Origin of the sequence: uncultured Pseudokineococcus sp. (assembly GCF_947499845.1) — a bacterium.
Lineage (GTDB): Bacteria > Actinomycetota > Actinomycetes > Actinomycetales > Quadrisphaeraceae > Pseudokineococcus.
This window is the reverse complement of sequence record NZ_CANMPM010000016.1, coordinates 46,429-67,903: the sequence shown is the minus strand read 5'-3', so window position 1 is coordinate 67,903 and position 21,475 is coordinate 46,429. Positions and strand designations below refer to the sequence as shown.

Here is a 21,475-nt window from a genome sequence, read left to right as displayed (position 1 = left end):
GGGGGGCAGGGGGGTGAGGGCGTCGGTGACGAGGCGGGCGCGGGGCGGGTCGATGCGCCCGTCGGCCAGGGCGGTCAGGGTGGTGGGTGCGAGGGTGGTCAGGACCTGGGCCTGCTCGACCAGGCGGGTCGCGGCGGTGCGGGTCAGGCGCAGGGCCAGGGCGATCTCGGCGGCGGCGGCCGCGGTGGGGTCGCCGACCGGGTCCACGCCCACGACGCCCGCGACACCCGCTCCGTCCGCGCCAGCGGGGCCGGCGAGGGCGGCGGGTCCGCCGGGGCGGGCCATCTCCTCGACGAGGTCGGCGATGCGGCGCAGGGTGCGGGCGTGGGCGCGGGAGCGCTCGGTCTCCTCGGCGCGGATCTCCTCGACGAGGGCCCGGGCGCGGCGGCGGGCCAGGGGCAGGTCACCGGTCGGCACACCCACCGCGACCACCCCTCACCCGTCACCCGAACACGTGTTCGAAGTCTACGGAGGATCGTGTGGCCGGGCGAGGGGTCGGCCACCGCTCGTCCGGGTGGTCTGCATCACCCTTGCGGGACCGCGACTGCTGTCCACGCGGACGAGACCGGGACCGGGGAGCGCTTCAGCGCCGGACCAGCCCCGCAAGGAGCGGGGTTGAGGGCGCGGGCCACGGCGAAGCCCTCGGTCCAGCGGCGAGGCCGTCGGCGGCCGCGAGCGGGGAGCCGCCGCGTCGAGGCCTCCCTCAGACCAGCGGCACGACGTCGGCGATGGACTCGCAGACGCGCGTCGGCCGGTAGGGGTAGGCCTCGACGTCCTCGCGCCGCGTCGAGCCGGTGAGCACGAGCGTCGTCGTGAGGCCCGCCTCGATGCCGGCGACGACGTCGGTGTCCATGCGGTCGCCGACCATGGCCGTCGTCTCCGAGTGCGCCTCGATGCGGTTCATGGCGCTGCGGAACATCATCGGGTTGGGCTTGCCGACGACGTACGGCTCGCGCTTCGTCGCCCGCGTGATGAGCGCGGCCACCGCGCCGGTCGCGGGGAGCGGGCCCTCCGCCGAGGGGCCGGTCGGGTCGGGGTTCGTGGCGATGAAGCGCGCGCCGCCCTCGATGAGGCGGATCGCCGTCGTGATGGCGGTGAAGGAGTACGTGCGCGTCTCCCCGAGGACCACGTAGTCGGGGGAGCTCGTCGTCATCGTGTAGCCGACCTCGTGGACGGCGGTCGTGAGCCCGGCCTCGCCGATGACGTACGCCGAGCCCCCCGGCACCTGCTGCGCGAGGAACTGCGCCGTCGCGAGCGCCGACGTCCAGATCGCCTCCTCGGGCACCTGCAGCCCCGAGGCGGCGAGCCGGGCGCGCAGGTCGCGCGGCGTGAACATCGAGTTGTTCGTCAGGACGAGGAAGCGGCGCTCCCGGTCGACGAGCCGCTGCAGGAAGTCGGCCGCGCCGGGCAGCGCGTGGCCCTCGTGGACGAGGACGCCGTCCATGTCCGTCAGCCAGCACTCGATCTCGGGACCCTGCTCGTCGTGGCTCACGGCGCCATGCTCGCGCGGGCTGGGCCGCCGCACCAGGGTCCGCGGGCATCCGCCCGAGCAGCGGGAGGCGACGCGCGGCAGGGGCTCCGGCGGGCGGCTCCACCTGGCGGCCGGCTCCACCGCGCGGGCGGGGCCGCGCGGTCCTACGGTCGACCGCGCCGCCGACCCCGGTGGCGACCGACCGTCCCCTGAACCCCGGAGGTCACCATGGCCACTCTGCTCTGGATCCTCGGCGTCGTCCTCATCATCGCCGGAGTCGTCGCCCTCGTCCGCCGCCAGATCCTGTGGGGTGTCGTCCTCATCGTCGTCGGGCTGGTGGTCGGCCCCGGCCTCAGCTTCGCCGGCATCGGTTGACCGGTCCCGCAGGCGCGCCCGACGCCGACGGCGAGCACGCCGTCGGCGTCGGCCCCTGGCCCGGCGGCCGCGCCGCCTGGCCCGACGACGACCGCCTCGACCCCGAGCTCCTCGAGCACGGCGACCGCCGCAACGTCGCGGACTCGTACCGCTACTGGAGCGTCGAGGCCGTCCGCGCCGACCTGGACCGCTCCCGCGCCGGGGTCCACGTCGCGGTGGAGAACTGGCGCCACGACCTCAACATCGGCTCCGTCGTGCGCACGGCGAACGCCGTCAACGCCGCGGGCGTCCACGTCGTCGGGCACCGCCGCTGGAACCGCCGCGGCGCGATGGTCACCGACCGCTACCTCCACGTGCACCACCACGAGGACGCCGCCGGGCTCGCCCGGTGGGCCGGTGAGCAGGGGCTGCCGGTGCTCGGCGTCGACAACGTGCCCGGTGCCGTCCCGCTCGAGACCCACGACCTGCCCGAGCGCGTCGTCCTGCTCCTCGGCCAGGAGGGCACGGGCCTGACGGAGGGCGCCCTCGCCGTGTGCGAGGCCGTGCTCGCCATCCACCAGGCCGGCTCCACGCGCTCGGTCAACGCCGGCGCGGCGGCCGCGATCGCCCTGCACGCCTGGGTCCGGCGGCACGTCTTCGGCCAGCGGCCCGCCTGACCCGGGCGGGCGGCGACGTCCGCCGAGCGGCCGCGCGCGGCGGGGGCGCGGCCGTCCGTGGAAGGATCGCCCCGCCGTCGACGTCGCAGCCCAGGCGCCGTCGACCCCATCACCCCGCCGCCCCGGCGGAGCAGGAGGAGGAGCCCGGTATGCCGATCGCCAGCCCCGAGGTCTACGCGGAGATGCTGCAGCGCGCGAAGGAGCGCTCCTTCGCCTACCCGGCCATCAACGTCACGAGCAGCCAGACGCTCAACGCGGCCATCAAGGGCTTCGCGGACGCCGGCAGCGACGGCATCGTCCAGGTGAGCACCGGCGGCGCCGAGTACGCCTCCGGCCAGGGCGTCAAGGACATGGTGACGGGCGCCACGGCGCTCGCCGAGTACGCGCACGTCGTCGCCGCGAAGTACGGCGTCAACATCGCGCTGCACACCGACCACTGCCCGAAGGACAAGCTCGACACCTACGTGCGGCCGCTGCTGGCCATCAGCCAGGAGCGCGTCGACCGCGGCCAGGAGCCCCTCTTCCAGTCGCACATGTGGGACGGCTCGGCCGTCCTCCTCGACGAGAACCTGCGCATCGGCGCCGAGCTCCTCGAGAAGGCCGCCGCGGCGAAGATCGTCCTCGAGGTCGAGATCGGCGTCGTCGGCGGCGAGGAGGACGGCGTCGCCAACGAGATCAACGAGCACCTCTACACGACCGAGGACGACGCCCTCGCCACCGCCGAGGCCCTCGGGCTCGGCGAGAAGGGCCTCTACATGGCGGCCCTGACCTTCGGCAACGTCCACGGCGTGTACAAGCCGGGCAACGTCAAGCTCCGCCCCGAGATCCTCGCGCAGGCGCAGCGCGCGGTGGCCGAGAAGCACCAGCCGGACGGCGACGGCAAGCCCTTCCTGCTCGTCTTCCACGGCGGCTCCGGCTCGCTGCCCGAGGAGATCACCGCGGCGGTCGACAACGGCGTCGTCAAGATGAACATCGACACCGACACGCAGTACGCGTTCACGCGCCCGGTCGCCGACCACATGCTGAAGAACTACGACGGCGTGCTGAAGGTCGACGGCGAGGTCGGCGACAAGAAGACGTACGACCCCCGCGTGTGGGGCAAGGCCGCCGAGGCCGGCCTGTCCGCCCGCGTCGTCGAGGCCTGCGAGGGCCTGCGCAGCGCCGGGACGAGCCTGTCCGCCTGACGCCCCGACGGCACGACAGGGCCCCCGACCGCTCGCGGTCGGGGGCCCCGCTCGTCGTCCGGCGCCCTGCCGGCTCCGGCCGCCCGTGCGACGGTGGGGCGATGGCCCCACCCCGCCCGTCCTCTCCCTGGCGCGCCGTCGGCGTCCGCCTGGCCGCGCTGCTCGCCGCCGTGACGGCGGTCGCGGCCGTCCTCGCGGCTCTGGGGGTGACGTCCTTCGCCTCGGCGTGGGGCGTCGCGGCGATCGTCGCGGGCGGGCTCGCCGGCCTCACGTCCACCGACCAGCTCACGCGCGGCGCGAGCGTCGACATCGGCACCGCGGGCGGGGGCCTCGCCGCGGGCCCCGACCGCCGCGCCGAGCGGGGCGGCGACGGCGCCCTCACCGGCTTCGGCGCCTTCCTCCTCGTCGGCCTGCCCGTCGCCGCGCTCGGCGGCGTCGTGCTCAGCCTCTGACGGACCCGAGCCTCTGACGGAGCTCACCGGCCCCGAGCGGCGGCCCGGGGCCGGTGCGCTGACGCGCGGGCGCGGGTCAGGCCGCGCGGTCCGGCCCGTCGGGGTCGTCGTCGGGGGTGTGCTCGGGCAGCGAGTCGTCGACGCCCGGGTCGTCGTCGACGACGTCGAGCAGGTCGTTGATCGACGTGACCTCGATGAGGAAGCGGACGACGTCGGGCGGCCGGATGAGCACCAGGCGCGTGGACGAGCGCGAGGCCAGGCGCGCGAGGAAGGCCACGCCCGTGGAGTCCATGAAGGTGACGTGGTGGGCGTCGACCTCGACGGGCCGACCGGCGTCCTCGGCCTCGGCGGCGGCCTCGACGAGGTCGGGGCTCACCAGCGCGTCGATCTCGCCCGACAGGACGATGCGCGTCTTCGTGCGACCCATGATCACGTGGACCGAGCCCGCGTCGGCGTCGTCGCCGCCCGCTGTGGTGACGCCCGCGCTGGGCGGTGCCCCGGTGCTACCTTCGCCCGACATCGAGACCTCCGACCCGCTCTCCCCGGTGGTGCCGCAGGCCACGCCGCGGAACGACGGTCACGCTAGACGATCGGAGCAGCGCGTGGTCAACCCGGTGGCCGGTGGACGACCGACCGGAGGCCCGGACGGCGACGGCGTCCCTCCCGGCACCCCCTCGTCGGCGCCCGGTGACGACAGCACCGCACTCGCCGCCCTGGCCGCCCTGGCGACCGACGTGCCCGTCGTCGTCAGCGACCCGCGGCAGGCCGACGACCCCCTCGTCTGGGTGAACGACGCCTTCACCCGCACCACGGGGTACGCCGCCGAGGACGCGGTCGGGCGCAACTGCCGCTTCCTGCAGGACGAGGGCACCGACCCCGTCGAGCTCGAGCGCCTGCGCGCCGGCATGGCGGCCCGCGAGCCGGTCACGGTCGTGCTGCGCAACGTCCGGCGCGACGGGACGCCCTTCTGGAACGAGGTGTCGGTCTCGCCGGTGCTCGACGAGCGGGGCGACCTCGTGCACCGCGTCGGCGTGCAGGTGGACGTCACGGCCCGCGTCGAGGCCGAGCGCGCCGCCACCGCGGCGCGCGGGCGCCTGTCGCTCCTCGCCGACGTCGCCGAGGCGGTCGCCGAGCTCGACGTCCGCCGGTCCCTCGCCCGGCTCACGGGCGTCCTCGAGCGCCTCGTGCCCTGGTCGGCCGTGCTGCTCGTGCAGGACGGGCTGCGCCTCGGCGCCGTCACGGGCGTCGACGAGCTGCCGTCCGTGCCGCCCTTCTCGCTCCTCGGCGCCCGCGAGGGGCTGGACCCGCTCGTCGACCAGGCCCTCGGCCGCGAGGAGGGGCCGCGGCGCGCCCGCCTCGCGGGCGCCGGCGCCCCGCCCGCCGACCCGGCCGAGCCCGGCGCGGGCCCCGCCGCGAGCGGGTGGCTCGCCGGGCTGCTCGACCGCCTCCTCGTCGAGCCGGCCGACGACGCGGCTCGCGGCGGCGGGCCCCGGCCCGTCCTCTCCGTCCCGGTGCCCGGGCGCGACGGCGTCCTCGGGGTCCTCGTCGTCGCGGACGCGCCCGCCGGCGGGGGCGAGGGCCTCGAGGACGACGACGTCGACCTGCTCGTCGAGGTGGCCCGCCGCCTGGGGCTGTCCCTGGCGAGCGCGCGGCTGCTCGAGCAGCAGCACCTGCTCGCCGAGGCGCTGCAGCGCAGCATGCTGCCCGAGCAGCCCCACGTGCCCGACCTCGACGTGTGGTCCTACTACGTGCCGAGCGCGGACCACGCGCAGGTCGGGGGCGACTGGTTCGACGTCATGACGCCGGGCCCCGACGCCGTCGGGCTCGTCGTCGGCGACGTCGTCGGCCACGACATCGAGGCGGCGGCCGCGATGGGGCAGCTGCGCTCGGTGGTGCGCGCCTACGCCCACGAGCAGGAGGAGCCCGGGACCGTCCTCATGCGGGTGGACCAGCTCGTCGCCGGCATGCGCATCCGCCGCTCGGCCAGCCTGCTCTACGCGCGGCTCGAGGACCTCGGCGACGGCACGTGGGAGGTGTCGTGGTCGCGCGCCGGCCACCTGCCGCCCGTCCTCGTGCAGGCCGGGCGTGCGCGGGCGCTCTCGGGGGGCGAGGGCGTCCTCGTGGGGGTCGGCGACCGGCCGCGCTCGACGGCGGTCGTCGAGGCGGGGCCCGGCGACGTGCTCGTGCTGTGCACCGACGGGCTCGTCGAGCGCCGGTCCCGCTCCCTGCGCGACGGCGTCGCCGCCCTCGTCGAGGCCTGCGAGGGCGCGTGGGGCACGGACGCCGCGGGCACCGGCGAGCACCTGCTCGAGGTGCTGGGCGACGTGCCCGAGGACGACCTCGCCGTCGTCGTCGTGCGGGTGCCCGGCCCGGCGCCGACCCGCCCCGGCCCCCGCCGCCGCCGCTGGCAGCTCCCCGGGGACCCGGGGTCCGTCGCCCGCGCCCGCCGCAAGGCGTCCCGGCTCGGACGGCTCTGGGGGCTGCCCAGCACCGCCCAGGCCGAGCTCGTCGTCTCCGAGCTCGTCGGCAACGCCGTCCTGCACGGCTGGGGGCCGGTGGGGCTGCGCCTGCAGCACGACGAGCGGGGGCTGCTCGTGGAGGTCGACGACGCCAATCCCGCGCCCCCCGGCGTCGTGGCCGAGCGGCGCGAGGGTCCCGGCGGCTTCGGCCTGCACGTCGTCGAGCGGCTCTCGGACTGGGGATGGCGCCACTCCGGCTCCGGCAAGACCGTCTGGGCCCGGCTGCCCGACCAGCCGCCGGCGACCGGCGGCGGGCGCGGCTGACCCGCGCGCGCCGGCCCGGGTGGGTCGGCGGGGCGGGTGGGGCGCAGCGGACGCGTCGGGAGCGCCGGTCAGCGCTGCACCGGTCAGCGTCGGGCGCCCGCCCAGGGGCTCGGCGCCTGGTCCGGCTCGCAGCGGTGGTCCTCGACCACGCGGAACATGTCGAGGGCGCCGCAGACCTCGAGCACGTAGAGGGTGCGGTCGTCGCCGCCGCGCAGCGACGTCACGCCGCCCCGTCGCGCCGTGGCGTCGGCGAGGGAGATGAGGAAGGCCGCGCCCGTCGAGTCGAGGAAGGTCGTGCGGCACAGGTCCACGACGAGGAGCTGGCGCCGCAGGCCGCTGACCCGCGCCACGATCTCCGGGAACTCGTTCCGGGCCGACAGGTCGAGGTCGCCGGCGACGACGAGGACCGTCGCCGTCGCGGTCGTCGACAGCTCGATCACCGGGCGGCCCCCCGATCGCGGGAGGGGCCGCCCCGTCGTGCGCGGGAGGCCCCCGCCGTGCTCGGCATCACCCCCGCACGGTACCCGGGGCACCGGGGCCCGGCCTCCGCGGCGAGCGCGACGACCCGTCCGGGTCAGGCGTTCCCGGCGCACCGGGCACGGGCGACGCACCCCGCGGGTCGGACGCGGGGCCGGCGGGGCCGGGCGGGCGTCCGGGCGTGGACGGGCGGCGACGGGCGGCGCCGGGCGGGCGGTGCCCGCCCCGTCGGCCACACTGGCGCCATGAGCGCACCCACGCCCCCCGCGCGCGGCTCCCGCGACCTCCTCGGCGGGCCGCCCGCGACCCTCCTGCCGGACGACCTGGAGGCGCCCGCGGCGCGGGCCCTCGAGCAGGGGCAGGACGCGGCGGAGGTCGCCGCCCGGACGCCGGCGGCGAGCCTGCCGTGGGCCGTCCTCGCGGAGGACGCCCTGGCCGACGGCGAGGTCGTCCAGGCCTACGCCTACGCCCGCACGGGCTACCACCGCGGCCTCGACGCCCTCCGGCGCGCGGGCTGGCGCGGCGCCGGGCCCGTGCCGTACGCGCACGAGCCCAACCGCGGCTTCCTGCGCGCGCTCGCCGCCCTGGCCCGGGCCGCGGCGGCGGTGGGGGAGGGCGACGAGGCCGACCGGTGCGCCGGCTTCCTCGCCGACTGCGACGCGCAGGCCCCCGTCGAGCTGCTGCCCCAGCGCTGACCGGTCCAGCGCTGACCCGTCCGGCGCCGGCCGCCCCGGTACCCGACCGGTCCGGCGCTGGGCGCCCGCGCCGCCGTGCGCGGTAGCCTCGCGCCCCGGTCGACGCCCCTGTCGACGGCCCGGTCGACCGCGACGGGGCCGCGCGGCGGTCCGCCCCGCGCCCGTCCCGTCCGTCGTCTGAGGAAGCAGGTGCACGCCCGTGCCCGCCATCGTGCTCGTCGGTGCCCAGTGGGGGGACGAGGGGAAGGGCAAGGCGACCGACCAGCTCGGCGACCGCCTGGACTACGTCGTCAAGTTCAACGGCGGCAACAACGCCGGGCACACCGTCGTCGTGGGCGGCGAGACGTACGCCCTGCACCTCCTGCCCAGCGGCATCCTCACGCCGGGCGTCGTCCCGGTCATCGGCAACGGCGTCGTCGTCGACCTCTCGGTGCTCTTCGAGGAGCTCGACGGCCTCGAGGCGCGCGGCGTCGACACGAGCGCGCTCGTCGTCAGCTCGAGCGCCCACCTCATCCCGCCGTACAACCGGGTGCTCGACCGCGTCACGGAGCGCTTCCTCGGCTCGCGGAAGATCGGCACGACGGGCCGCGGCATCGGGCCGACGTACGCCGACAAGATGTCCCGCGTCGGCCTGCGGGTCCAGGACGTCTTCGACGCCAGCATCCTGCGGCAGAAGGTCGAGGCGGCCCTCGACCTCAAGAACCACGTGCTCGTCAAGGTCTACAACCGCCGGGCGATCGAGGTCGACGAGGTCGTCGACGAGCTGCTCGAGCACGCCGAGCGGCTGCGGCCCATGGTCGCCGACACCGGCCTCCTCCTCCACGAGGCCCTCGACGAGGGGCGCACGGTGCTGCTCGAGGCCGGCCAGGCCACGATGCTCGACGTCGACCACGGCACCTACCCCTTCGTGACGTCGTCGAGCGCCACCGCGGGCGGCGCCTGCACGGGCTCGGGCATCCCCCCGACGCGGGTCTCCCGGGTCGTCGCCGTCGTCAAGGCCTACACGACGCGCGTCGGCGAGGGCCCCTTCCCCACGGAGCTGCACGGCGCCGAGGGCGACGCCCTGCGCGAGGCCGGCGCCGAGTTCGGCACGACGACGGGGCGCCCCCGCCGCTGCGGCTGGTACGACGCCCCGGTGGCGCGCTACGCCGCCCGGGTCAACGGCGTCACGGACTTCGTCCTCACCAAGCTCGACGTCCTCGGCGGGCGCGAGCGCATCCCCGTGTGCACCGGCTACGAGGTCGACGGGCGACGGGTCGACGAGCTGCCGGCGACGCAGACCGACCTGCACCACGCCCGGCCCGTGCTCACCGAGCTCGAGGGCTGGGAGGGCGACATCTCGGGCGCCCGCGAGTGGTCCGACCTGCCCGCCGCCGCGCAGCGCTACGTCGAGGCCCTCGAGGAGATGTCCGGAGCGCGCATCTCGGTCGTCGGGGTCGGGCCGGGGCGCGAGCAGTCCGTCGTCCGGCACGACCTCCTGGGCTGAGTCCCTCCTCCGGGCGCGCCGCCTGAGGACGCAGCGCACCGCTCCCGCGCGCCAGGCCCCACACTGGTCGGGCGCGCGGGGCTCCCCGCGCGCCGCCCGCCGACGGCGGGCGCGCCACCGCGAGGAGAGGAGACCATGAGCGCCGCACCATCCGACGCTCGGGACAGTACGACCGGGGAGGGCTCCAGACGCGCGACCGTCGCGCGACGGGCCCCCTCCCCGCGGGACGCCGCCGGCCCGCGCCACCGGCGCGAGGCCCGCCGTCCCCGCCCGTCCACGACGCCGCCCCGCACCCGCCGGAGGCGCGCGTGATCGCGGACGTGCTCCTCCTCCTGCTGGCCGCCGGCCTCGTGCTGGCGTGCGGCGCCTTCGTGGCCGCCGAGTTCGCCTTCGTCACCGTCAACCGCAGCGCCGTCGAGCAGGCCGCCCGCAGCGGCGAGCCCGGCGCCGACGGCGTCCTCCGCTCCCTGCGCAGCCTGTCGACCCAGCTGTCCGGCGCGCAGGTCGGCATCACGGTGACCAACCTCGCCATCGGCTACCTGTCGCAGCCGGCGATCGCCGAGATCGTCGACGGCCCCCTCGAGGCGGCCGGCCTGGGCCCGCGCGCGGCGAGCGGGGTCGCCACGGCCCTCGCCCTCGTGCTGGCCACGGTGCTGACGATGCTCTTCGGCGAGCTCGTGCCGAAGAACATCGCCATCTCCCAGCCCATGCGGACCGCCCGCGTCGTCAACGGCTTCATGCGCGGCTTCACGCGGGTCTTCGCGCCGCTCATCCGCTTCTGCAACGGCGCGGCCAACCGGATCCTGCGCCTCCTCGGCTTCGAGCCGCAGGAGGAGCTGGCGTCCGCGCGCTCGCCCGAGGAGCTCGCGGGCCTCGTCCGCCACTCCGCGGACCAGGGGACCCTGCGCGCGGACACGGCCGACCTCCTGCAGCGCTCCCTCGCCTTCGGCGACCGGCGCGCCCGCGACGTCATGACGCCGCGCGGCCTCATGGACACGAGCGACCTCGACGACACCGTGGCGGAGGTGCTGCACGCGGCCGCCGAGAGCGGCCACTCGCGCTTCCCCGTCCTCGACGAGGAGCACGACGAGGCCATCGGCGTCGTCCACGTGCGGCACGCGCTCGGCGTGCCCTTCGAGCAGCGGGCGACCACCCGCGTGCGCGAGGTCATGGCGGAGGCGGTGCACGTGCCCGACACGGTGCCGCTGGACGCCCTGCTCGACCAGCTGCGCGCGGACGGCCTGCAGATGGCCGTCGTCGTCGACGAGTTCGGGGACGTCGCGGGCCTCGTCACGCTCGAGGACCTCGTGGAGGAGCTCGTGGGCGAGGTCCGCGACGAGCACGACCCCGACGAGGAGCCCGTGCCGCCCGACGCGCAGGGCCGCTGGCAGCTGGCCGGCAACCTGCGCCCCGACGAGGCCAGCGAGCTGCTGGGCGCGGTGGTCCCCGAGCACGAGGACTACGACACGCTCGGCGGGCTCGTGACGCTCCACCTCGAGCGCCTGCCCGTGGTGGGCGACCGCGTCGTCGTGCCCGCGGACGAGGCGCCCGGGCGCCCGCCGAAGGACATCGCGCTCGAGGTGGCCGCGCTCGACGGCCACCGGATCGAGCAGGTCGTCGTCGAGCTGCTCGTGCCCGAGGGCGCCGAGGACGACGACCACGACGACGACGAGACGGACGACGGGTCCGACGACGCGAGAGGGGCCCGCGACGTCGAGCACGCCGCGACCCGCGGGGAGGGGGACCGGTGAGCGACTGGCTGGGCCTGGCGCTGACGGCGCTGCTGCTCGCCCTGAACGCCTTCTTCGTCGGCGCGGAGTTCGCGCTGATCTCCGCGCGGCGCACGATGATCGAGCCCCGCGCGGCCGAGGGCTCGCGCGCGGCGCGGACGACGCTGCACGCCATGGAGCACGTGTCGCTGATGATGGCCGGCGCGCAGCTGGGCATCACCATCTGCTCGCTCCTGCTCGGCGCCCTCTCCGAGCCCGCCATCGCGCACCTCATCGAGGTGCCCTTCGAGGCGGCGGGCCTCCCGGAGGCCCTGCTGCACCCGGTGGCCTTCGCCATCGCCCTCGGCCTCGTCACGCTGCTGCACGTCGTGCTCGGCGAGATGGTGCCGAAGAACATCGCCCTCGCGGGGCCGGACCGCGCGGCGCTCGTCCTCGGGCCGCCGCTCGTGCTCGTCGTGCGGGTGCTGCACCCCGTCATCTGGCTGCTCAACCGCACCGCCAACCTCGTGCTGCGGGCGCTGGGCGTCGAGCCGAAGGACGAGGTGGCCAGCGTCTTCACCCGCGACGAGGTGGCCGGGCTCGTCACCGAGTCCCGCGAGGGCGGGCTGCTGGACGAGCGCGAGGGCGCCCTGCTCCTCGAGGCGCTCGAGTTCGACGAGCACGACGTCGCCTCGGTGATGATCCCGCTCGGCGAGGTCACGACCCTGCCGGTGCGCGTCACGCCGGAGGAGGCGGAGCGGACGGCGGTGCGCGGCTTCTCCCGCTTCCCGCTGCAGGCGGGCGACGGGTCCCTGCACGGCTACGTGCACGTCAAGGACCTGCTCGAGACGGACGCCGACCGGCGCGGCCAGCCGCTCGACCCCGCGCGCGTGCGTCCCCTGCCGGAGGTGCCGTCCGACGCCGCGCTGCGCACCGTGCTGACGACGATGCAGAGCGACGGGGCGCACCTGGCCGCCGTCCGGGACGCGGGCGGGCAAGTCATCGGCATCGTCACGCTGGAGGACGTGCTCTCCGAGCTCGTCGGCCAGATCCGTGACGACTCGCGGCGCGCGGCGGTCATCGCCCAGCGCTGAGCCGCGTCGCCGCGAGGGCCGGCGAGGGGTGGTCGGGCGACCATCCCTCGCCGGCCCGCGTGATCCCGCCCCTCCGCCCGCCGGAGCGGCGCCCGGATGGACGATGCATAGGTAACCTATGTACTGTTGACCGGTGCCCGAGCGAACGGAACCCGCGCCCGTGCCGGGGGCCCCGGTGGACGAGACCCTCGCCGTCGACCTCCTCGTGATCGCCGCGCGCTTCACCCGCTGGGCGGGGCGAGCCGCCGACGGGGCGATGCCGACGGCGCTCTGGCGCGCCCTGTCGCAGGTCGACGAGCTGGGGCCGCTGCGCGTCAGCGCCCTCGCGGCCCTCGACCGCACCTCCCAGCCCACCGCCACCGCCCTCGTGCAGCGCCTCGAGCGGCACGGCTGGGTCGAGCGGTCCGCCGACCCCGAGGACGCGCGCGCCTCGCTCGTCGCCACCACGTCGGAGGGGCGGGAGCGCCTCGCCGAGCAGCGCGCCGCCGTCGGCCGGGCGCTCGCCCCGCGCCTCGGGGCCCTCTCGGGGCAGCAGCACGAGGACCTCGCGCGCGGGCTCGCCGTCCTGCGCGACCTCGTCGCGCACGCCCCGCCGGGCGGCTGACCCCTCGCCGTCCCCTCCCGCAGCGACTCCCTAGGAGGCCCCCGTGGCACCCGAGCCCTCGACCACGCCCACCACCCCCGCGACGCCGCACGACGGCGGAGGGGGCGGCCTGCTCCACCAGCCGCGAGCGGTCTGGGCCGTCGCGGCGGCCTGCGTCATCGCCTTCATGGGGATCGGGCTCGTCGACCCCATCCTCAAGCCGATCGGCGAGGAGCTCGACGCGTCCCCGTCGCAGGTCTCGCTGCTCTTCACGAGCTACATGGCCGTCACCGGTGTCGCGATGCTCGTGACCGGGACGATCTCCAGCCGCATCGGCCCGAAGCGGACGCTGCTCGGCGGGCTGGCGCTCGTCGTCGTCTTCAGCGCCCTCGCGGGCTCCTCCGGCACCATCGGCGAGATCGTCGGCTTCCGCGCGGGCTGGGGCCTCGGCAACGCGCTCTTCATCGCGACGGCGCTCGCGACCATCGTCGGCGCGTCCAGCGGCGGCGTGGCCGGCGCGATCATCCTCTACGAGGCCGCGCTGGGGATCGGCATCGCCACGGGCCCCCTGCTCGGCGGCCTGCTGGGCGGCATCTCGTGGCGGGGCCCCTTCTTCGGCGTCGCCGTCCTCATGGCCGTGGCCGTGGTCGCCGTCGCCGTCTTCCTCCCGGAGGTGCCGAGGCCGGCGCGGGCGACGACGCCGCTCGACCCCTTCCGCGCGCTGCGCCACCGCGGGCTGCTCGCCGTGGCCGTCACCGCGCTGCTCTACAACGTCGGCTTCTTCACGCTCCTCGCCTACACGCCCTTCCCCCTGGACCTCGGCATCTACGCCGTCGGCCTCGTCTTCTTCGGCTGGGGCGCCTGCCTGGCGCTGAGCTCGGTCCTCCTCGCCCCGCGGCTCCAGCGGCGGGTCGGGACCGTGCCGGGCATCCTCCTCGCGCTCGGGCTCTTCGCCGTCGACCTCGCCGTCATGGCCCTGCTCACGGGCTCGCAGGCCGTCCTCGCCGTCTGCGTCGTCCTCGCGGGGATCCCGCTCGGCCTCGTCAACACGCTCATCACCGAGGCGGTCATGCTCGTCGCGCCCGTCGAGCGCTCCACGGCCTCCGCCGCCTACAGCTTCGTGCGCTTCGGCGGCGGGGCGGTGGCCCCCTGGCTGGCGGGCCGGCTCGGCGAGAGCCTCAGCCCCCACGTGCCCTTCGCTGTCGGCGCGGCGGCCGTGCTCGTCGGCGTCCTCGTGCTCGCCGCGAGCCGCCGGCACCTCGGCCGCCTGCCCGGCCGGGCCGCTGCGCCCGGCGGGGCGGAGGTGCCGCCCGCCGTGCAGGCCCAGGCCGTCACGGTCGGCGAGGCCAGCTGAGACGGCGGGGCGCGCCGCGCCGCGGCCTCCGTAGCCTGCGGCCGCCCCGCGGTCCCGCGGGGCGGGGAGGTCCGGTCGTCCGCGCGGGCAGGTGCCCGGTCGTCAGGAGGGAGGGGCCGTGCGAGCCCTGGTGCGCGTGGCCGAGGTCGTCGGCCGGTGGTTCGCCCTGCTGGTCGTCGGCGGGCTCGTCCTCGGGCTGCTGCTGCCCGGGCCCACCGCGTCGCTGGCGCCGCAGGTGCCGCTGCTGCTCGGCGTCATCATGTTCGGGATGGGCCTGACGCTCCGGCCGGCGGACTTCGCCGTGCTCGGGCGACGGCCCCGCGCCGTCCTCGTCGGCGTCCTGGCCCAGTACACGGTGATGCCGCTGCTGGGGTGGGCCGTCGCGCGGGCCCTCGACCTCGACCCGCTGCTCGTCGTCGGCATGGTGCTCGTCGGCGCCTCGCCGGGGGGCACGGCCTCCAACGTCGTCGTCCACCTCGCCCGCGGCGACGTCGCGCTGTCCGTCGCCATGACGACGGTCTCGACGCTCCTCGCGCCGGTGCTCACGCCCCTGCTCGTGCTGTGGCTCGTCGGCTCGACGCTCGACGTCCAGGCCTCCTCGCTCGTCGTCTCCATCCTCCAGGTCGTCCTCGTGCCCGTCCTCGCCGGCGCCCTCGTGCGCCGCCTGGCGCCGGGGCTCGTCGAGCGCGCGCTGCCGCTCCTGCCGCTCGTCTCGGTGCTGGGGATCGTCGTGGTCGTCTCCGCCGTCGTCGGGGCGAACGCGGACGCCGTCCGCTCGGCCGGCCTGCTCGTGCTGCTGGCCGTCGTGCTGCACAACCTCCTCGGGCTGGCGCTCGGGCGGCTCGTCGGGCGGGTCACCGGCGTCGGCGAGGCGGCGTCCCGCGCGGTGAGCATCGAGGTCGGCATGCAGAACTCCGGGCTCGCGGCGGCCCTCGCGACGGCGCACTTCGCGCCGCTGGCCGCCCTGCCCGCCGCGCTCTTCTCCGTCTGGCACAACCTCTCGGGCTCCACGCTGGCGTCCTTCTGGGCGCGGCGCCCGCCCGAGCGCGCGCAGGTCGCCGCGCCGACCGAGGGCTGACCGGCGGCGTGACCGGTCGGCGGACGCCTCCTGTCCCGCTCCTCGGGCGCGTCTAGCATCCACGGCGGGCGCTCGACCGGTGGGCGCGGGGCCGAGCCGGCCGCGCTCGCCGGGGCGGCGCCCGCCACGAGGCCGCCGGAGCGGCGCGGCCGCGAGCGCGGGAGAGGGCTCATCGACGCCTCGACGACGACCACGGCCGTGCCCCGAGGGGAGACGGCGACCGGTCCCTCGGCGGCGGAGCCGCCCCGGTCAGCAGCCGCGGCAGCGCCGCCCGTCACCCCGGAGGCGGTGGAGGACGCCGCCCGCCGCCTGGCCGGCGTGGTCCGGCGGACGCCGCTGCAGGAGTCCGTCCGGCTCTCGGAGGCCACGGGCGCGCGGGTGCACCTCAAGCGCGAGGACCTCCAGGACGTGCGCTCCTACAAGGTGCGCGGCGCCTACAACCTCATCGCCCAGCTCTCCGCGGAGGAGCTGGCCCGCGGCGTCGTCTGCGCGAGCGCGGGCAACCACGGCCAGGGCGTCGCCGCCGCCTGCCGGGAGCTCGGCGTGCGCGGCCGCGTGCTGCTGCCGCGCACGACGCCCCGCCAGAAGCGCGAGCGCATCGCGGCCCTCGGCGGCTCGTCCGTCGAGGTGGTCGTCGTCGGCGACGTCTACGACGACGCCGTCGCCGCCACGCGCGAGGAGGCCGAGCGCACCGGCGCCGTCGTCGTGCCCGCCTTCGACGACCCCCGCACGGTCGCCGGCCAGGGCACCGTCGCCGTCGAGCTGGTCGAGCAGCACCGCGAGCAGACCGGGCGGGTGCCCGACGTCCTCGTCGTCCCCGTCGGCGGCGGGGGCCTGCTCGCCGGCACGGCGACGTGGGTGGCCGCGCGCCACCCCGGCGTCCGGCTCGTCGGCGTCGAGCCGGCGGGCGCCGCGTCGATGGCCGCGGCGCTGGCCGCGGGACGCCCCGTGCCGCTGCGGGACGTCGAGACCTTCGTCGACGGCGCCGCGGTGCGGACGGCGGGGCACGTGACCCTGCCCCTCGTGCGCGACAGCGGCGCCGAGCTCGTCGCCGTCCCCGAGGGGCGCGTCTGCACGGAGATGCTGCGGCTGTACCAGGTCGACGGCGTCATCGCCGAGCCCGCCGGGGCGCTCGCCACCGCGGCCCTCGGGGCGCCGGTCGCGCTCGAGCCGGGGCAGGACGTCGTCTGCGTGCTGTCCGGGGGCAACAACGACGTCAGCCGCTACGGGGAGGTGCTCGAGCGCTCCCTCGTCCACGAGGGCCTCAAGCACTACTTCCTCGTCCAGTTCGCCCAGGAGCCGGGGGCGCTGCGCCGCTTCCTCGACGAGGTCCTCGGCCCGGAGGACGACATCACCCGCTTCGAGTACGTCAAGCGCAACAGCCGGGAGACCGGGCCCGCCCTCATCGGCGTCGAGGTCGCCCGCCCCGAGGACCTCGCCCCCCTGGAGCGGCGCATGGTCGAGACCGGCCTCGACGTCGAGCGGCTCGAGCCGGGCAGCCAGGTCTTCCAGTACCTCCTCTGAGCGCGTCCCCCGAGCGAGCCGGGAGCGCTGGGCCGCACGGGTGAACGCCCGGCGGCGGCCCCGGGGCGTCACTACAGTCCCGCTCCTGGCGAGCCGAGGGGCGACGCCGCAGCGAGGGGGCGTCATGGGTGCAGCAGGGGTGACCGGGCTCGTCGAGGGCGCTCGCGCACGGCGGGGCCGCGCGGTGCGCGGCGCCGCGGCGCTGGCGCTGGCGGTCGGCCTGCTGGCGGCCCCGACGGCGGCGGGCGCCGCGGACGCGGCCACCTGCCGCACCGCCTGGGGCTCGACGGACGAGGTCGCCCTCGGCCTCGGCAGCGGCGCCGTGACCGGCGTCCGGGCGGGCCGCCACGCCTGCTTCGACCGGCTCGTGGTCGACGTCCGCGGGGAGGTCGGCGGCCACGCCGTCCGCTACGTCGACGGCGTCACCCAGGACGGCTCGGGGGCGCCGGTGCCGCTGCGGGGCGGCGCCCAGCTCGTCGTCGTGGTCGGGGCGCCCAGCCACGACGAGGGCTTCCGCCCCACCTACGCGCCGGCCGACGCCCGCGAGCTCGTCACCACCACCGGCATGGGCGCCCTGCGCCAGGTCGCCTGGGCGGGCAGCTTCGAGGGGCAGACGACGGTCGGCGTGGGCGTGCGCGCCCGCACGCCGTTCCGCTCCTTCGTCCTGCGCGACGGCGCCGGCTCGAGGGTCGTCCTCGACGTCGCCCACCGCTGGTGAGCTGAGCCCGTCGGTCCTCCCGCCCGCGGGCGCCGCTCGGCGACGCGCCGGCCTCAGGCCGGCGGGTCCGCGAGGGCCATGGCCGTGAAGACGGCGCCGTCGGGGTCGGCGAGGACGGCCATGCGGCCGAAGGGCGTGTCGACGGCCGGGGAGACCACGCGGCCCCCGGACGCCTCCGCCGCCGCGGCGGCCGCGTCGGCGTCCTCGACGCCCAGGTAGACGAGCCAGTGGGGCGCGTCGGCGCCCATCAGGCCGCCGATGCCGCCGAGCGGGTCGCCGGCGGGCAGGGCGAAGGTCGTGTAGTCCTCGGGCGCCATGTCGACGCCCTCGGTGCTGTAGCCGAAGACGCCGGCGTAGAAGGCGCGCGCGATGTCGGGGGCGGGGGAGCGCAGGTCCTCCCACACGAGCCCGCCCGGGGCGTCGACGACGCCGCACCCGATGTGGGTGCCGGCCTGCCACAGGCCCACGGTCGCGCCGGTGGGGTCCGCGAGCACCGCGAGCCGCCCGAGCGGCCCGACGTCGCCCGGCGGCAGCAGCACGACGCCGCCGTGCTCGACCGCCGCGGCCGCCGTCGCGTCGGCGTCGTCGGTCGCGAGGTGGAGGGTCCAGGCGCTGGGGGCGTCCGGGTCCTGCTTCGGGCCGATGCCGGCCGCCGCAGCCCCGTCGACGGAGGCGATGACGTAGCCGCCGTGCTGCTCGTCCGGTTCCGCCACGTCCCAGCCGAGGACGGCGGCGTAGAAGTCCGACGACGCCCGCACGTCGCTGACGGCCACGTCGATCCAGCAGGGCGTGCCGGCGGGCCGGGGCTCGGTGCGCAGCGTCATGGGCGCATCAGACCGCTCCCGCGACGGGCTGTCCAGGGTCGTGGGGCCCCTCGTGCGTCCCGCCCCGACCGGGGTCAGCGGAGCCGCTCGAGGCGGCGCGCCTGCCGGTCGGCGGCCTCGCGGGCGCGGCGCTGCCCGCCGCGGCGGGCCACGGCCCCCTGCAGCGCGGCGAGCACGGCGAGGAGGTGCTCCACGTCTGGCTCCCAGCCCCGCCCCCGGCACTCGCGCACCCAGTCGGCGGCGCCGGCGTGGCCGCGCTGGGCGTTGCAGCGCCGGCAGGCCGCCACCTCGTTCTCCAACCAGGACGGGCCGCCGCGGACGCGCGGCACGAGGTGGTCGGTCGTGGGCGGCACGAGCGGCCCGAAGGGGCGGCGGCACCAGGCGCACGTGCCGCCCTCGCGCTCGACGGCGCGCGCCAGGCGGGCCGCGCGCGGCTCCTCGTCCGGCCGGTCGGCCCCGGGCTCGGTGGCGTCCCGCTCGCGACGTCCGCTCAGCCGCGCACCGCCGTCCGGCCGACGAGCCGGGTGACCCGCTCCGCGAGGTCGGCGAGCAGCGTCGCGGCGTCGCGCTGGAGGTCGGCGAGGGCGGCGGCGCCGGGGGCGATGCTGAAGGCGGCGTCGACGCCCGCGGCCGCGAGCTCGGCCGGGGCCACGTCCACCCTCCCCGCCAGGACGACGACGGCGGCGCCGGCGCTGGCCGGCTCGGCGCGCACGGCGGCGGCGACGCCGTCGACGACCTTGCCCTGCAGCGACTGCGCGTCGCAGGAGCCCTCGCCCGTGAGCACGAGGTCGGCCCCGCGCGCGAGCAGGGACGGCAGGCCGGCCTCGCCGAGCACCAGTGGCGCCCCCGGCTCGAGCTGCGCCCCGCAGACCGCGACGAGGCAGGCCGGTGCACCGCCGGCGGTGCCGCAGCCGGGCAGGTCGGCGACCTCGGCGCCGGTCTCCTCGCGCAGGACCTCGGCGAGCCGGGCGAGCGCGCCGTCGAGGGCCGCGACGTCGTCGGCGGTCGCGCCCTTCTGCGGGCCGTAGACGGCCGCCGCCCCCCGCGGGCCGAGCAGCGGGTTGGTGACGTCGCAGGCCAGGCGCCAGCGCACCTCCCGCGCCCGCGGGTGCAGCCCGGCGAGGTCGACGCGCGCGAGGCCGGCGAGCGCGCCCCCGCCCGGTGGCAGCGGCTGCCCGGCGCCGTCGAGGAGCCGGCCGCCGAGCGCGGTGAGCAGGCCGGCGCCGCCGTCGGTCGTCGCGCTGCCGCCCAGGCACAGCACCACCTCCCGCGCGCCCGCGTCGAGCGCCGCTCGCAGCAGCGCGCCCGTCCCGAGCGTCGTGGCGTCCCGGGGGCGCGGCGCGACGTCCGCGACGCCGGGGAGCCCGCTGGCGGCGGCGAGCTCCACGACGGCGGTGGAGCCGTCGGGCGAGAGGGCCCAGCCCGCGCGGCAGGGGCGGCCCAGCGCGTCGGTCGTGGCGGTCTCGCGCGGGCCGGCCCCCCAGGCGTCGGCGAGGCAGGCGGTGGTGCCCTCGCCGCCGTCCGCCACGGGCAGGACGGCGACCTCGGCGCCCGGGGCGGCGGCGCGGACGCCCGCGGCGACCGCCTCACCCGCCTCCCGGCTGCCGAGGGAGCCCTTGAAGGAGTCGACGGCGACGACGACGCGCACGGCCGGACGCTACCCGCGGCGCAGGTCGGGGGTGCTGGCGCGCAGCACGACCTCGCCCCGGACCCGCACCGTGCGGGGCCCGCCGCCCTCCTCGTCGAGCAGCAGCTCGACGGCGCGCTCGCCGATCTCCTGCAGCGGTAGGCGGACCGTCGTCAGCGCCGGCGTGACGTCCCGCAGCGTCGAGATGTCGTCGAAGCCGGCGACCGCGACGGCGCCGGGCAGGTCCACGCCCCGCTCGCGCAGCGCCGCCATGGCGCCGACGGCCATGACGTCGTTGACGGCCAGCACGCAGCCGCGGTCGAAGCCGGCGTCGAGGAGCCGGTGCATCGCCGCGTGGCCCCCGTCGCGGGTGAAGTCGCCGTGGAGGACGAGGTCGTCGACCACCCGCCCGCCGCCGGCCGCCGCGCCCGCGCGGAAGCCCGCGAGGCGGTCGCGCGCCGTCAGCAGCCCGGGCGGGCCGGCGAGCACGGCGAAGCGCTCGTGGCCGCGCTCGGTGAGCGCCCGCGCCAGGGCCTCGGCCCCCTGCTCGTTCTCCACCACGAGGGTGTCGACGGGCAGCGACTCCTGGCTCACGAGGACGGCGCGGCCGCCGGAGGCCTCGAAGGCGGCGACCTCCTCGGCGAGGCGCGCCTGCACCGCCGCGTCGTCCGTGCGCGAGCCGACGACGACGACGGCGCTGGCGCGCTGCCCGCGCAGGGCCGCCACGTGCTGGGCCTCCTTGGCGGGGTCGCGCCCCGTCGTGCCGATGGTGACGACGAGGCCGCGCTGCTCGGCGCCGCGGACGACGCCGGCCGCCATCGTCGAGAAGTACGGGTCGGCGATGTCCTGGACGACGAGGCCGAGCACGCTCGTGCGCCCGCGGGCCATCGCCTGCGCCGGGCCGTTGGCGGTGTAGCCCAGCTGCGCGGCCGCGGCGAGGACCCGGGCGTGCAGGTCGGGCCGGACCTTGCGCGCGCTGCCGTTGACGGCGCGCGACGCCGTGGCCAGCGAGACGCCCGACGCCCGGGCCACGTCGCTCAGCGTCACGGGGGACCGGCGGTCCGGCGTCGCGGCCGGCGCGTCGCCGCCCGCCGGGGGGGTGCTGCGGGTGTCGGTCATGGCACCTCCAGGGGAGACCGTGCCCCACCGTCCCAGAGGACCTCGACCCGCCGCCCCTCGACGCGCACGGCGGGCCGGCCGTCGCCGCGCCCGCCGGTCTGCTCCGCACGCTCGGTCACCGCGTCCACCGGTCCTCGTCTCCTCCCGCCGTCTCCTCGCACGGGCGCGGGGACGAGACGTCCTTGACCGGGTGCCGGTGCCTGCCTATCGTGAGGAAAGCGCTATCCAACCACGGCCGGGGCAGCGGTGCCCGTGCCGCCCGTCGC

Annotated in this window: 21 protein-coding genes and 1 pseudogene; 14 read left to right on the top strand and 8 right to left on the bottom strand. The window is 77.4% G+C overall.

The window, feature by feature from the left end:
- Together Q0789_RS13720 and Q0789_RS13715 are read right to left on the bottom strand one after the other, a co-directional pair.
- Positions 1-423: pseudogene (locus tag Q0789_RS13720) on the bottom strand (DUF222 domain-containing protein); the annotation flags it as partial.
- Positions 424-703: 280 nt separating this feature from the next.
- Positions 704-1,444, bottom strand: a complete 741-nt coding sequence (locus tag Q0789_RS13715) for an HAD-IIA family hydrolase (RefSeq protein ID WP_171202884.1) — start codon at positions 1,442-1,444, stop codon at positions 704-706.
- A gap of 255 nt (positions 1,445-1,699) precedes the next feature.
- Here Q0789_RS13715 and Q0789_RS13710 point away from each other — a divergent pair, with 255 nt between their 5' ends.
- The 4 genes from Q0789_RS13710 (at position 1,700) to Q0789_RS13695 (ending at position 4,138) form a co-directional block, all read left to right on the top strand.
- Positions 1,700-1,846 (top strand): GPGG-motif small membrane protein, encoded by a 147-nt coding sequence (locus Q0789_RS13710; protein WP_298806137.1) that lies wholly within the window; start codon positions 1,700-1,702, stop codon positions 1,844-1,846.
- Complete coding sequence (locus tag Q0789_RS13705; RefSeq protein ID WP_298806135.1) at positions 1,843-2,502, top strand: TrmH family RNA methyltransferase; 660 nt, start codon at positions 1,843-1,845, stop codon at positions 2,500-2,502. Before Q0789_RS13710 ends, Q0789_RS13705 begins: the two co-directional genes overlap by 4 nt.
- Before the next feature lie 149 nt (positions 2,503-2,651).
- Positions 2,652-3,686 carry a class II fructose-bisphosphate aldolase gene (gene fbaA, locus Q0789_RS13700; protein WP_298806133.1) on the top strand — a complete coding sequence of 345 codons (1,035 nt, stop codon included), beginning with the start codon at positions 2,652-2,654 and terminating at the stop codon, positions 3,684-3,686.
- A gap of 101 nt (positions 3,687-3,787) precedes the next feature.
- Positions 3,788-4,138, top strand: a complete 351-nt coding sequence (locus Q0789_RS13695) for a hypothetical protein (protein ID WP_298806130.1) — start codon at positions 3,788-3,790, stop codon at positions 4,136-4,138.
- A gap of 76 nt (positions 4,139-4,214) precedes the next feature.
- Here Q0789_RS13695 and Q0789_RS13690 read toward each other — a convergent pair whose 3' ends face one another.
- Positions 4,215-4,565 (bottom strand): STAS domain-containing protein, encoded by a 351-nt coding sequence (locus Q0789_RS13690; RefSeq protein WP_298806128.1) that lies wholly within the window; start codon positions 4,563-4,565, stop codon positions 4,215-4,217.
- Here Q0789_RS13690 and Q0789_RS13685 point away from each other — a divergent pair.
- Positions 4,564-6,921 (top strand): SpoIIE family protein phosphatase, encoded by a 2,358-nt coding sequence (locus tag Q0789_RS13685; protein WP_298806126.1) that lies wholly within the window; start codon positions 4,564-4,566, stop codon positions 6,919-6,921. The two genes, Q0789_RS13690 and Q0789_RS13685, sit on opposite strands and share 2 nt — an antisense overlap.
- A gap of 83 nt (positions 6,922-7,004) precedes the next feature.
- Here the strand turns inward: Q0789_RS13685 and Q0789_RS13680 are convergent, their stop codons facing one another.
- Positions 7,005-7,361: an STAS domain-containing protein gene (locus Q0789_RS13680; protein WP_298806124.1), complete on the bottom strand. Its 357-nt coding sequence runs from the start codon at positions 7,359-7,361 to the stop codon at positions 7,005-7,007.
- Positions 7,362-7,643: 282 nt separating this feature from the next.
- Between Q0789_RS13680 and Q0789_RS13675 the strand changes: the two genes are divergently transcribed.
- The 9 genes from Q0789_RS13675 to Q0789_RS13635 all read left to right on the top strand — a co-directional run bounded on the left by Q0789_RS13675 (position 7,644) and on the right by Q0789_RS13635 (position 17,639).
- Complete coding sequence (locus Q0789_RS13675) at positions 7,644-8,093, top strand: DUF3151 domain-containing protein (RefSeq protein WP_298806123.1); 450 nt, start codon at positions 7,644-7,646, stop codon at positions 8,091-8,093.
- 199 nt (positions 8,094-8,292) lie between these two features.
- Complete coding sequence (locus Q0789_RS13670) at positions 8,293-9,579, top strand: adenylosuccinate synthase (RefSeq protein WP_171202509.1); 1,287 nt, start codon at positions 8,293-8,295, stop codon at positions 9,577-9,579.
- 308 nt (positions 9,580-9,887) lie between these two features.
- Positions 9,888-11,330 carry a hemolysin family protein gene (locus Q0789_RS13665; RefSeq protein ID WP_298806119.1) on the top strand — a complete coding sequence of 481 codons (1,443 nt, stop codon included), beginning with the start codon at positions 9,888-9,890 and terminating at the stop codon, positions 11,328-11,330.
- Complete coding sequence (locus tag Q0789_RS13660) at positions 11,327-12,382, top strand: hemolysin family protein (RefSeq protein ID WP_298806118.1); 1,056 nt, start codon at positions 11,327-11,329, stop codon at positions 12,380-12,382. The genes Q0789_RS13665 and Q0789_RS13660 overlap by 4 nt, the downstream gene beginning before the upstream one ends.
- A 133-nt stretch (positions 12,383-12,515) precedes the next feature.
- Entirely contained in the window at positions 12,516-12,986 is a 471-nt protein-coding gene (locus tag Q0789_RS13655) for a MarR family transcriptional regulator (RefSeq protein WP_298806116.1), read from the top strand.
- A 109-nt stretch (positions 12,987-13,095) separates the two neighbouring features.
- Positions 13,096-14,319 carry an MFS transporter gene (locus tag Q0789_RS13650; RefSeq protein ID WP_363325933.1) on the top strand — a complete coding sequence of 408 codons (1,224 nt, stop codon included), beginning with the start codon at positions 13,096-13,098 and terminating at the stop codon, positions 14,317-14,319.
- A 118-nt stretch (positions 14,320-14,437) separates the two neighbouring features.
- Positions 14,438-15,397, top strand: a complete 960-nt coding sequence (locus Q0789_RS13645; protein ID WP_298806112.1) for a bile acid:sodium symporter family protein — start codon at positions 14,438-14,440, stop codon at positions 15,395-15,397.
- Between the two features lie 171 nt (positions 15,398-15,568).
- On the top strand, positions 15,569-16,921 hold the full coding sequence (gene ilvA / locus Q0789_RS13640) for a threonine ammonia-lyase IlvA (RefSeq protein ID WP_363325934.1): 1,353 nt from the start codon (positions 15,569-15,571) through the stop codon (positions 16,919-16,921).
- A gap of 124 nt (positions 16,922-17,045) precedes the next feature.
- A complete protein-coding gene (locus Q0789_RS13635; protein WP_298806108.1) occupies positions 17,046-17,639 on the top strand; it encodes a hypothetical protein in 594 nt (197 codons plus the stop codon).
- A 53-nt stretch (positions 17,640-17,692) separates the two neighbouring features.
- Here Q0789_RS13635 and Q0789_RS13630 read toward each other — a convergent pair whose 3' ends face one another.
- The 4 genes from Q0789_RS13630 to Q0789_RS13615 form a co-directional block, all read right to left on the bottom strand.
- A complete protein-coding gene (locus Q0789_RS13630) occupies positions 17,693-18,463 on the bottom strand; it encodes a VOC family protein (RefSeq protein ID WP_298806107.1) in 771 nt (256 codons plus the stop codon).
- 74 nt (positions 18,464-18,537) lie between these two features.
- Complete coding sequence (locus tag Q0789_RS13625) at positions 18,538-18,882, bottom strand: HNH endonuclease (protein WP_298806145.1); 345 nt, start codon at positions 18,880-18,882, stop codon at positions 18,538-18,540.
- Between the two features lie 71 nt (positions 18,883-18,953).
- The gene (locus Q0789_RS13620) at positions 18,954-20,111 is read right to left on the bottom strand and encodes a glycerate kinase (RefSeq protein ID WP_298806106.1); all 1,158 of its coding nucleotides are present in this window, start codon (positions 20,109-20,111) and stop codon (positions 18,954-18,956) included.
- A 9-nt stretch (positions 20,112-20,120) separates the two neighbouring features.
- Entirely contained in the window at positions 20,121-21,209 is a 1,089-nt protein-coding gene (locus Q0789_RS13615) for a LacI family DNA-binding transcriptional regulator (protein WP_298806104.1), read from the bottom strand.
- Between the last annotated feature and the right edge of the window lie 266 nt (positions 21,210-21,475).